This is a genomic window from Pseudomonas sp. C6002 (genome assembly GCF_013385805.1).
In the GTDB taxonomy this organism is placed as follows: Bacteria; Pseudomonadota; Gammaproteobacteria; order Pseudomonadales; family Pseudomonadaceae; genus Aquipseudomonas.
Genome location: NZ_JACAPH010000035.1, coordinates 155,473 through 166,558, shown reverse-complemented (window position 1 = coordinate 166,558; position 11,086 = coordinate 155,473). Strand labels below are relative to the sequence as shown.

At 58.7% G+C, this 11,086-nt stretch carries 14 protein-coding genes; 7 read left to right on the top strand and 7 right to left on the bottom strand.

The window, feature by feature from the left end; translation table 11 throughout:
- On the top strand, positions 1–1,337 hold a 1,337-nt coding region (locus HX817_RS26565; protein WP_177041737.1), incomplete at its 5' end, for an RHS repeat-associated core domain-containing protein.
- Positions 1,334–1,744, top strand: coding sequence for a hypothetical protein (locus HX817_RS26560; RefSeq protein WP_177041735.1), 411 nt, complete (start codon positions 1,334–1,336; stop codon positions 1,742–1,744). The genes HX817_RS26565 and HX817_RS26560, both read left to right, overlap by 4 nt.
- A gap of 88 nt (positions 1,745–1,832) precedes the next feature.
- Here the strand turns inward: HX817_RS26560 and HX817_RS26555 are convergent, their stop codons facing one another.
- Positions 1,833–2,270 carry a DUF3995 domain-containing protein gene (locus tag HX817_RS26555; RefSeq protein WP_003214721.1) on the bottom strand — a complete coding sequence of 146 codons (438 nt, stop codon included), beginning with the start codon at positions 2,268–2,270 and terminating at the stop codon, positions 1,833–1,835.
- Between the two features lie 93 nt (positions 2,271–2,363).
- Here HX817_RS26555 and HX817_RS26550 point away from each other — a divergent pair, with 93 nt between their 5' ends.
- Both HX817_RS26550 and HX817_RS26545 read left to right on the top strand, forming a co-directional pair.
- Positions 2,364–2,753, top strand: coding sequence for a DUF2946 domain-containing protein (locus tag HX817_RS26550; RefSeq protein WP_003214719.1), 390 nt, complete (start codon positions 2,364–2,366; stop codon positions 2,751–2,753).
- A 95-nt stretch (positions 2,754–2,848) separates the two neighbouring features.
- The gene (locus tag HX817_RS26545) at positions 2,849–4,975 is read left to right on the top strand and encodes a TonB-dependent siderophore receptor (protein WP_177041734.1); all 2,127 of its coding nucleotides are present in this window, start codon (positions 2,849–2,851) and stop codon (positions 4,973–4,975) included.
- 156 nt (positions 4,976–5,131) lie between these two features.
- On the opposite strand, the gene HX817_RS26540 is transcribed toward HX817_RS26545, so the two are convergent.
- The 3 genes from HX817_RS26540 to HX817_RS26530 form a co-directional block, all read right to left on the bottom strand.
- Positions 5,132–6,148, bottom strand: a complete 1,017-nt coding sequence (locus HX817_RS26540; RefSeq protein WP_008437166.1) for an ABC transporter substrate-binding protein — start codon at positions 6,146–6,148, stop codon at positions 5,132–5,134.
- Positions 6,149–6,271: 123 nt separating this feature from the next.
- Positions 6,272–6,469: a hypothetical protein gene (locus HX817_RS26535; protein WP_008437165.1), complete on the bottom strand. Its 198-nt coding sequence runs from the start codon at positions 6,467–6,469 to the stop codon at positions 6,272–6,274.
- Positions 6,469–6,918 carry a hypothetical protein gene (locus HX817_RS26530; RefSeq protein ID WP_003214715.1) on the bottom strand — a complete coding sequence of 150 codons (450 nt, stop codon included), beginning with the start codon at positions 6,916–6,918 and terminating at the stop codon, positions 6,469–6,471. Before HX817_RS26530 ends, HX817_RS26535 begins: the two co-directional genes overlap by 1 nt.
- Before the next feature lie 415 nt (positions 6,919–7,333).
- Between HX817_RS26530 and HX817_RS26525 the strand changes: the two genes are divergently transcribed.
- The 3 genes from HX817_RS26525 (at position 7,334) to HX817_RS26515 (ending at position 8,280) form a co-directional block, all read left to right on the top strand.
- A complete protein-coding gene (locus HX817_RS26525; protein ID WP_083853233.1) occupies positions 7,334–7,588 on the top strand; it encodes a hypothetical protein in 255 nt (84 codons plus the stop codon).
- A 141-nt stretch (positions 7,589–7,729) separates the two neighbouring features.
- Complete coding sequence (locus HX817_RS26520; RefSeq protein ID WP_087694068.1) at positions 7,730–7,960, top strand: hypothetical protein; 231 nt, start codon at positions 7,730–7,732, stop codon at positions 7,958–7,960.
- An 83-nt stretch (positions 7,961–8,043) separates the two neighbouring features.
- The gene (locus HX817_RS26515; RefSeq protein WP_003214711.1) at positions 8,044–8,280 is read left to right on the top strand and encodes a DUF2789 domain-containing protein; all 237 of its coding nucleotides are present in this window, start codon (positions 8,044–8,046) and stop codon (positions 8,278–8,280) included.
- Between the two features lie 4 nt (positions 8,281–8,284).
- Here the strand turns inward: HX817_RS26515 and HX817_RS26510 are convergent, their stop codons facing one another.
- The 3 genes from HX817_RS26510 to HX817_RS26500 form a co-directional block, all read right to left on the bottom strand.
- Complete coding sequence (locus tag HX817_RS26510; protein WP_003214710.1) at positions 8,285–8,488, bottom strand: hypothetical protein; 204 nt, start codon at positions 8,486–8,488, stop codon at positions 8,285–8,287.
- Between the two features lie 125 nt (positions 8,489–8,613).
- On the bottom strand, positions 8,614–9,834 hold the full coding sequence (locus HX817_RS26505; protein WP_371317784.1) for a methyl-accepting chemotaxis protein: 1,221 nt from the start codon (positions 9,832–9,834) through the stop codon (positions 8,614–8,616).
- Between the two features lie 547 nt (positions 9,835–10,381).
- The gene (locus HX817_RS26500) at positions 10,382–10,786 is read right to left on the bottom strand and encodes a TraR/DksA C4-type zinc finger protein (protein ID WP_003214706.1); all 405 of its coding nucleotides are present in this window, start codon (positions 10,784–10,786) and stop codon (positions 10,382–10,384) included.
- Between the last annotated feature and the right edge of the window lie 300 nt (positions 10,787–11,086).

Genomic DNA, 11,086 nt, shown 5'->3' with positions numbered 1-11,086 from the left:
AGGGCCGCCTGCACGCCCACGCCATCACTCAACAGGAACAACGCCACCAGCGCCGCCAATACGACTACGACAAACGCGGCAACCTGACCCGCATCCTCGACACCCGCAAAGGCCAGCACGACTACCACTACGACCCGCTCGACCGCCTGACCCGCGCCAACCACTCGCACGACCGGCAGGAACGCTTCGTCCACGATCCGGCGGGCAACCTGCTGATGCAAGACCGCGTAGGGTCCAGCGTCGTCAAAGGCAACCGCCTGCTGATGCAAGGCGACCGTCACTACGACTACGACGCTTTCGGCAACCTCCTGCGCGAACGCCGGGGTCGGGCTCAGCAACTGGTCACTGAATACCGCTACGACAGCCAGCACCGACTGATCAGCGTCACCCAGCCGGACGGTACCGGGGCCGCATATCGCTACGACCCGTTTGGACGGCGTATCGCCAAAACCCTCAACGGTCAGACCACCGAGTTCTTCTGGCAAGGCGAAACATTAATCGCCGAACACAGCACTGATCACCACCAAAGCTATATCTACGAACCCAACAGCTTCCGCCCGTTAGCACTGCTGAAAGGCTACGGCCCGGAAGACGTAAAGCCCTTCCACTACCAACTCGACCACCTCGGCACCCCACAAGAACTCACCGCACCCGACGGCGAAATTGTCTGGTCCGCGCACTACCGCGCCTACGGCCAAATCGCGAAGCTGGACGTCAACACCCTCACCAACCCGCTGCGCTTCCAGGGCCAATACTTCGACCCGGAAAGCGGGCTGCACTACAACCGACATCGCTACTATAATCCGGATATTGGTCGTTATCTGACGCCCGACCCCGTGAAGCTGCCGGGTGGGCTGAACGGCTACCAATATGTGCCCAACCCGACGGGATGGGTTGACCCGCTTGGATTGAACTCCTGCCCGGGTGGCGATGGATGTAAGCCGAAAGCCGTTGATAACGATCCTGCTAGAAAAGTAAAAGCCGATGAAGGTGTACCTTCGGCGCCAGTTATTAGAGGAGTTGATGCGGAAAGCTTGAATCGAACGCATAGTATCGAGGGGAAAAGATCAACCAAGCGAGTCGACGAAATCTCCCTCAGCATGCGGAGCAAGGGTTACGACACAAATGAGCCTATCGACGTGGTCGAGGTGAACGGGCAGCGCTATATTATCGACGGGCACCACCGAGCCTCAGCGGCAAGACGGACAAATACGCCAGTCACCATAAAATTGATAGAGAACCTAAATAGCCATAAGGGAACGCTCAAAAGTAAAGATGACGTAATAAACGCTTCGAATGCTGTTGGACTTGATAGGTTAGAAAGGCCGAGACGATGAAAAAGAACAACCTGGAGAATTTGATCCACGAATATCTATATCAGGTGAAAAGAGCGACTGATTTACTTGAGCGCACATTCGGAACAAAAAACATACTCCAGCTATGGCGCAGCAAAGAAATCCCGCAACGCGGGAGGATCACTGACAACATCTCCTACGAACTACACGGAATTGGCTGCAGAGTCGATTTTTCCGGAGTATGTATTGATTTCGACTACGGCCCAAATGAAAGAGTGGACGGCTTCGACCCGTGGCGGCTTTACATTTACGCATGCGAAGTACCACACCGTTACAAAAAGTACACCAACCAGAACACTCTCAAACTAGAATTCAATAATTATGTAGCGCAAGGAAAAGCACAAAAAATCACTGACTCCATGTCCAACCTATACTTCCTGAATCCTTGACCCTGCTCACCCCCTGACCAGCTGTCGCCAGGCGAACATTCGAGTTTACCCAGCGTAAAACTCACTCTTTCGCGGTAAACACTCCCCCTCAACTCCACGCCACCACCAACAACCCCGCCCCCAACACCAAACACAGCGGCGAGTAAAAAAATGTATCCAGCCGCGCAAACCGCGACCCGCCGACCTTCTTGAAAAAACCCACCAGCTCTGAATCCCCAATCGCCCGGGCAAACATCACCAGTGCTACTGCACTAATCCCCCACTGCAACGCATGGTTGGACACCGGCTCGAAATACAGCCCGGCCCGCAAACACACCAACACCGCAATCGCCACCAACCCCACACCCACCAGCAACGTTCCCAGTGCCGACGGCTTGAACGCCGGTCGCGGCCCGCTGGCGAATTCACCCGGCAGCTGCGGAATAGCCGCCGTCACACCCAATTTGCCGCCGGCCGCCCAGTACAAATGCACCAGGCTGATAAAGCCAAAAACCCCGACGATCCATCGCGCGACTAAAAAGCTCATGGCTGGATATCCTTGGAAAAGTCCGAGAGAGGATAGCCTTCTTGAGATTTTTTGCAGGCAATTCGTCGGCGGCTGATGGTAAAGTGCCGCCCCATGAAACTCGCCCGTACCGACCGCTCGCTCATTGCCTGGATGCTCTACTGCTGCGTCCTGTTCAATGTGTTCGCCTGCAGCATCGGCCACGGGCAAATGGTCGGGATGCAGCTCAACGGCATCGGCGGCCAGTTCTGTACGGTGGACCCGCGCACCCAGGCGCCGGCGCCTTACAAGTCCACCGATGAATCCCTGCCCACGCTCTCGAAAGCCTTCGGTTGCCCGCTGTGCTCCACCGGCGGCATGGGCCCGGCGCTCAACTCCAGCCTCAACGTGGCGGTGCTTCCGCAACCCCATGCGCCACCGCCCGCCATCGTTGCCAGTGCCGACATCCCTGCCCGCTTCACCTGGCCTGCGGCTAATCCGCGCGCCCCGCCCGCCTTCGCCTGATACCTGCGCTTTTCTGATTGGCCCACGCGGCTGCCTCCCCCGGGAGTGCGGACAGCACTGGGTTGTTTTCAAGCCAAGTTTTTCAGGATTCAACCATGAAACATTTACCCCTTTTGGCGGGCCTGTTCGGCTGCCTGCCTGTCAGCACCTGGGCGATTGAGCTGGCACCGACCACCATTGATGGCGAGCAAACCGGTGATGCCGGCCTGGCCCTGGATCAGTCCAGTGGCATGGCCTCGCGCCTGGGGCTGAGCGTGCGGGAAACCCCGGCGTCCATCAGCATTGCCAACCGCAATGACATCGAGCGCCGAGGCGCCAAGACCTTCCAGGACGCGGCCAATACCCTGCCCGGGGTCAACGCCAGCGCGCCGCCGGGGTTTGGCGGTTTCATTTCCTATCGAGGGTTTACCAGCAGCCAGATTACCCAGATGTTCAATGGCGTCGCGGTGTCCGGCGGCCTGGCTCGCCCCGTGGATGCGTGGATTTATGACCGGGTCGAACTGGTGGGCGGGCCCTCCTCGCTGATCAACGGCGCCGGCTCCGTCGGTGGTTCGCTGAACTACGTGACCAAGCTGGCCACCCGTGAGGAACAGGCCGCCGAAGGTCAGCTCACCTATGGCAGCTACGACACTGCCGGAATGGCCTTCGGCCTGAACCACGCCCTGACCGAGCCGGGCGCCGAGGTCCAGCATTACGCGCGCCTGGACGTAAGCCGCAACACCAACCACACCTATATCGATCGCCAACAGCGCGATGCCTGGAGCGTGGCGTTTTCCCTGCTGAGTGATTTCACCCCGAACCTGTCCCACACCCTGGCCCTGGAATATCAGGACGAACACGAGGACAGCCCCTACTGGGGCACACCGGTGCTCAACCCGAAGTCGGGCGAGTTGAAGATCGACAAACACAACCGCTTCAACAACTACAACGTGGCCGACGGTCGTTATGAGCAACGCACGATCTGGGTGCGCTCGATCATCGACTACCGGATCAATGACAGCACCACGCTGAAAAATACCCTCTATCACCTCGACAGCCAGCGCGACTATCGCAACCTGGAAACCTACCAGTACAACGCTGATAACAGCGCAGTGAATCGCTCGACGGCCTATCAGGTACGGCACCAGGGTGAGCAGAACGGCAACCAGTTCGAGCTGCGCCATGACGACACGTTCTTCGGCTTGAGCACCACGTGGTCGGGCGGCTTCGAGTACAGGGTCAACAGCACCACCAACAATCCGTTGAATGTGGCAGGCAACAGTACGGTGGACCCGAACAACTATGATCCCGGGCATTTCTATGACATCCCGGGCACCAAGCCCGGTTTCGATCCGGACAAGACCAACGCCGTCACCACCAAGGCATTGTTCCTCGAGAACCGCCTGGGCCTGACCGACAAGCTGTCGTTGCTCACCGGCCTGCGCTACGACGCGATTGACCTGGAAGTCACCAACCACCGGGATATCACCGCCAGCAATCCGCGGCATGTCAAACGCAGTTGGGAGCCGGTGACCGGGCGGATTGGCCTGACGTATCAGTTCATCCCGCAAGCCAATGTCTACGTGCAATACAGCACCGCTGCCGAACAGCCGAGCAGCACCACCCAGGTGTTCGATGTGTCCACCGGCAAGCAATGGGAAGTGGGCAGCAAGTTCGATTACATGGACGGTCGCGGCTCCGCCACGGTGGCCGCCTACCGGATCGAGCGCAAGGACTTCGCCGTCACCGACCCGCTGGACCCGACCAATAGCATTCCGGTGGGCGCGCAGACGTCCAAGGGTATCGAGCTGGCCAGTTCGTTGCGGGTCACGCCCAAGCTATTGCTGGAGGGCAACTACGCCTGGGTCGATGCCGAATACGAGGACTTCAACGAGAAAACCGCCAGCGGTGCCGTGGTGTCGCGCAAGGGCAATACGCCGACCAATGTGCCCAGGCAGGTGGGTAATCTGTGGCTGACCTATGACTTTGCGGAGGATTGGCAAGGAGGTGTGGATGCGCGGTATGTGGCGTCGGTGTACGCCGATAACGCCAACACGCTGACGGTGCCGGCCTATACGTTGCTCGGGACGTTTTTGACTTACAAGGTGGATCAACACACCTCCGTGACGGGCCGGGTGCGTAACCTGACCAATGAGGTGTATGCCGAGTTTGCCCATGTGTCGCCGGCGTATTATCTGGGGTCGCCGAGGACGTTTGAGCTGGCGGTGCAGACGAAGTTCTAAAGCGCAGCAAGTTTCAAGGCAAGAATGAGGTCAGTGTGGGAGCGGGCTTGCTCGCGAAAGCGGTGAGTCAGTCAATACAAATGTTGGCTGAAAAACCGCTTTCGCGAGCAAGCCCGCTCCCACATTTTTGATCGCAATCGGGCTGTTATATCGGTGTTACTTCAGGCTGGCTTCGACCTTCTGCGCCACATCCTCAGTCAGCCACGCCTTCCAGACTTCCGGATGATCCTTGAGAAATGCCTGGGCGACCTCTCGCGGCTGGCTGTGCTTCTCGCTCATTTCGGCCAGCGCCTTGTTCAGCGGCTCGATCGGAAAGTCGACCTTGGCAAAGAACTCGGCGATCTGCGGATGCTCCTTCTGGAACGGCGTGGACACTCCGATGCTCAGCTTGGAGGCCAGGGAACGTGTAGGTTTCGGGTCAGGATTGTCTGCATCGGTCAGCGTTTTCCACGCCTCGGCATCAAATGGTGGCTCTTCCAGCTGGATCAGCTTGTAGCGCCCCATCAACGGTGTAGGCGACCAGTAATAGAACAGCACCGGCTTGCCCCGACGGATCGAGGAAGCAATCTCGGCATCCAGCGCAGCACCCGAACCACTGCGGAAATTCACATAGCTGTCGTCAAGCCCATAGGCCTTGAGCTTTTGCTTGTTGACCACTTCCGAGGTCCAGCCAATCGGGCTGTTGAGGAAACGGCCCTTGCTCGGTGCTTCCGGGTCCTTGAACACGTCCTTGTAGCGCGCCAGATCCTTCACGCTGCGCAGGTCCGGCGCGAGGGGCTTGATGCCTTTGGCCGGGTCGCCCTTGACCACGTACTCCGGCACCCACCAGCCTTCAGTGGCGCCCTTGACGATATCCCCAAGGCCCACCACTTTGCCTTCGGCCTCGGCCTTGACCCACACCGGGCTGCGGCCGGCCCACTCTTCGCCGATCACCTGGATGTCGTTTTTCGCCAGGGCGGTTTCCAGGGTGATGGTGGTGCCGGGCAAGGTGTCGGTGGGCAAGTCATAGCCCTTTTCGACAATCACCCGCAGCACCTCGGTGATCAGGCTGCCGCTTTCCCAGTTCAGGTCGGCAAAATGAATCGGCGCCTGGGCCGCTGATACCGGCAGCGACGCCACCGACAGACTCAGGGTCGTCAGTGAGGCTGCCAACAGTGCTCGAATTCCTTTCATGCTTTGCACCTCATGCCTTACAGCAATCGCGAATGGCTTTGCTGTAACACCGCGAAGCCTCTGAATACTTAAGTCAACTCAACTGTAGTAGAGGTTCCGAGGAACATGGCAGGCTGCCGGTTTTTACGCAGGATTGTTCAGCCGCTGCAACTCGCGGCGCACCATGCTGGCGAATTCGGCGGGCTTGAGTTCATACAGTTGGCCGGCGACCCAGCTCAACCAGGCGCCCTGCAACTCGGCCTTGCGGGCAAACAATTGAGCCGCCGTGGCTTGGGCATCGAGCAGGTGCTGCTCGTGGAACTGCGCCCTACCCTGGCTCATTACTCGCTGGCCTTGAAGGTCACGAGTTCACCCTTGCGCCATTTGGCGGCCTTGCCGGTGACGGCCTTCAGGGTCTTGGTCAGGCCTTCTACCAATTGCTCATTGGCGGCAAACACCAGCATCACGCTGTGGCCTTCCTTGAACACGATGCCCTGGCCTTCGGCCGAGGACACAAAGGCGTAATCGCCTAGGCCATACACCGTCAACTTGATATCGCGAAACTTCAGTTCGAACTTGCCGCCTTCGCGGCTGGGCAATACAGCGGCCCGGAAATGATCACCGACCTTGAGTTCCAGGCGCGGCTTGTCGTCCACCACCAATGCCGCTTCGGTATCGATCTCGGCGATGTAGATACCTTCAGGTGTCTGCTCAGTGACGTAGACGAAACGGGATTGAAACTGCTTGACCAACTTTGCGCGCAAATCACCCAGCACGAATAACGCGTGCATATCCAGATTACTGACTGCCAAGGAAACGCCCCCACATCAAAAGGGTGCTGTCCGCCCAAGCGGGCAGCACAAAAAAACGGCCGGAAACGGCACGATCACACAACAAATCCACTGATAAAAACTGAAGAAGATCACGCTGCCAGGCCATGAGACTAGTACAGGCGTGCCCGACGCACCTTACGCAGGTCGCCAGGCGTTGCAGGAAATCACAGGTTTAACGACCAGAGAATACTGGCCGACCCACTTCAGACAATAACCCTTTAAAAAATGCAGTTTCCGACATCCAACACAGAAACTAATGCTTTGGATGGAACCGGACGCCGGACACTGACGACAATACTAAAACAGCAACACGGGTCAAAACCACTCGAAATACTGCAAGCGGGTACGCAATGTCGATCGACAGGAGCTGATTATGCAACGACCTCAACCGATTGCCACACCTTCGAACACAGGTTCATCTTTTATCGATGACGGGCAATTCTACTCCCTATACACCCACGACAGTTGCCTGCATTCGGCGCTCTATCGGGTAGTCCCCGCCGGAAGAAACTTTTTCCATATCCTTGAAGTGCCCAGTGGGCGGATCAAAGGTTTTCGCAGCGGCCATAGCCAGGCCTGCGAACTGGCCCGACAGCTGGAAGCCATCCTGCAAGCGCCACACGGCTGAGGCGCGGCTGGCGTTTCGTCATCTGGTTGACTTTACTGCGCCGCCAGCGCGTAACAACTGCCATACTGGTCCGTCCATTGAGATTTGTGCCCTTGCGGTTCAGGTTTCATCAGCGCAATTACCTCCAAGGGAAGGCTATACGTGACGGAATTTGATATTGGCGAATTTTTCATCCATGGCGAAGCCAGGGAAGTAGACGGTGAGTTCCAGGCCGTGATTGTGATGCGGGCCAAGGCTCCCCCGACCACCGTGACGACTCACCAGGTAGAAAAGGACCGCTGGTTCAAAACCGTAGACGCTGCCAACACGGCTGCCAAGGAAGCCGCAAAAGCCCTTAAGGCCGCCGTTGATTCCGGCGCGCTGACCTCCTGATTACCCGGCGCGACAATCCGATCGAACTCTGTCCCGCAACAACCCTCCCATGCATACGATGATCAGCCCGCATGGAGAACGATATGGAAGCGCAGACCTACACCCTCGAAGACCTGTTTGAACAACTTGGAGAAGATTCGTCACCCGAAGGGATTGACGATTTTATCGGCAAACACACCCTGCCCAATGACGTAAAGCTGATTGACGCGGATTTCTGGTCACCGCAACAAGCCCAATTCCTTAAGGATGAACTGCGTGAAGACGCAGTCTGGGCGATCGCGGTCGACGAACTGAACCAGCGCCTGCACCAGCAACCCTGAGCCTTCAATGCAGGCTGTCTGACTGCTCCAGGTGCAACAGCGCCTCCCAGGCAGCCCTGCACTCTTCAGCCTCATCGCGACTGGCGAACGCCGTGCCGCGCTGCTCGCCATTGAGCAACACTACCCAACAGGCCTTTTGCCCCAGCGCACGCAGGGTGGGCGGTACGCCACTGCCAATCATCACAGCCACATCGACTTTGGTTTGCATGGAGCGCCTCCGGAAAATTAGTTAGCTGGCTAACAATGTTCGCCATGCTACGGTTTTCTTCCAGTTGGAAAAAGCTATCCCCGGAATAGCTCCCTTGCATTACCTGCAACAATCGCCCTCGTGGGTCAGCGGCCCTCAGGCCTGTAGCCCAGGCGCAAGCCACCCCAATGCCGGCCATTGACCGTGATCGGCACCGACAGATCGTGCATCAACTCCCCGGTATCGCGAGTGTAGGTCTGCAACAACACCGCCTGCTGGTGGCTGCCGCAGCGGATTCCCGTGCGGTCTTCAAACTTGCGCTTGGTACGATTTTGTACCGCGTCCACTTGGGCATCGCCGGTCAGCGCTTGGGAGAACACCTTGTTGTGGGTTGGCACATAACCCTGTGGCGTGCAGGCGATGGCGAATACCAGGCCCTCATGCCGGGGCAGCAGGGCCTCCTGGATGGCCGGCAGCACCTGGTCGGTGTAGCCGTCAAAACGCGTGTGGTACTTGCTTGGCCGCGTGTTGGGAATGGCGGTGTAGCTGCGGTCGAACAGGTCATCGAGGCTGATGCGGTTTTGCAGGACGTCGGCTTCAAACTGCGCGGCAATGCGGCTCGCGCCTTCGCGTGCCAGGTCATAGATGCGCTGGTGGTAGTCATCCAGGCCGACCTCGGCGAGGCGTTCACTGATGGTTTCGGCCTGGCCTTCCATTTGTACGGCGGCGGCAGCCAACTGTTGGGTCTGCTGGTCGCTGACGGTCAAATCGCTGCGCATCTGCTCCACCGCATGGAACAGGCTGTCGAGTTGGGCGCGGTTGGTGTCGGTGCCCTGGGCGATTTCATTGACCTGGCCTTCGACATCCGCCGCCAGGCTGGCGATGCTGTCCAGTTGCTCGCCGGCGTGCTCCACCTGCTCTACACCGGATTGCAAATCCGCCGACAATTGCCGGATCTGCTCCACCACCTGGCCGGTACGCTGCTGGATATCCGCCACCATCACCCCGACTTCATCGGTCGCCGTGGCGGTTCGCCCTGCCAGGCCACGCACCTCGTCGGCGACCACCGCAAACCCGCGACCATGCTCACCGGCCCGCGCGGCTTCAATCGCCGCGTTCAAGGCCAGCAGGTTGGTCTGGCTGGCGATCGACTGGATCACCAGGGTGACGCGCTGGATTTCTTCGCTGCGCTGGCTCAAGGCCTCGATCAATTGGCGGCTGTCGTTGGCGCGCTGGCTGAGCTGGTGCATGCGGGTGATGGACTGCGCCAGCACCTCACGCCCTTCGGTACTGCGCTGATGGGCCTGGCTGGCCGCGCCGAGGGCCTGGCGGCTCAGTTGCGAGGTGACCTGCTCGGTGCCGATCATCACTTCGGCACTGCTGACGATCTGCTTCGCCGCGCCCAATTGAGATTGCAGCCTGGCCGCCAGTTGCTTGACCGCATAGGCCACGCCGGCAGCAGACAGCGCGTTATGGCTGGTGGTGTAGGACAGGTCGCGGGTCAGCTCGCCGATTGCATCGGTGGCTTCGGCCGGTGCGGCATTGTGGGTGCGATGTTTCAGGCGGGGCAGCCAGATCAGCAGCAGGGCCACCGGCAGGCACAGGTAAATCGAGAGTTGGGCGAACGCCAGGCCCAACAGCAACAGCACCAGGGCGGTACTTTGCAGGAGCGGCGTCAACCAGCCGGGCAACTGTCGCGCCACCACGGGTGGTGACACTGCTGCGCCCATGAGAGATCCGTCTCCAGCCATGTTCGTTACCCCGCTGCTTGTCGTTATTGTGACTGCATTAGACGCCACTATGTGGCCATTATCCATGGGCCTTTAGTGGGGGGCTTGCAGCAGATCAATAAACGGGGGGAAACGGCTGTTTTCTGCTGGGAACCGGGTAACCCGGCTCCAGCAGTTCACCGCATCAGGCTTGACGCTGGTGCTTGTCGATTTGCTCGTGGCGCTCTTGCGCTTCGATGCAGTACTTGGTGGTCGGGCTGATCAGCAGGCGCTTGAGGCCGATAGGCTCGCCGCTGTCATCGCACCAGCCGAAGGAGTCTTCCTTGATACGGCCCAGGGCCTGCTCAAGTTGCGGCAGCATGCGCTGGTCGCGGTCGATGGCGTTCACCAGCCAGGTGCGCTCTTCTTCGACAGAAGCAGCGTCGGCCGGGTCTGCCGGGGTGTCCAGGCTTTCAATGGCGATGCGGTTCTGCTCGATGCGCTCGTGGTGTTCCACTTTCATGTCCTGCAACAACTTCTCGAAAAAAGCGTGCTGCTCGGCATTCATGTAGTCATCCGCCGGCATGGCCAGCAACTTTTCCTTTGTCATTGATTTCTCTATAAAAAATACGTGCATTAAGGCGAATAAGGGAGCGTTCCGGCCGACCTCTGCAGGTCTCGGAAAGGCGCCGTCCATTTCAAGCGCCACCCGGCACTCAATTTACGAGGGGCGGCAGTCTAAGGCCGACTTGAGGGCTCAGCAACTGAAATGACAGGCATTTTTTCCAAGATAACCCGCAAAGGCACCAGGACGGGCTCGGCGAATGGTCATCGGAGTGCGTTTATAGCAAGAAATTCAGTGTTGTGGAGCTATATAGAAGACAAACGGTTAAATGTGGGAGCGGGCTTG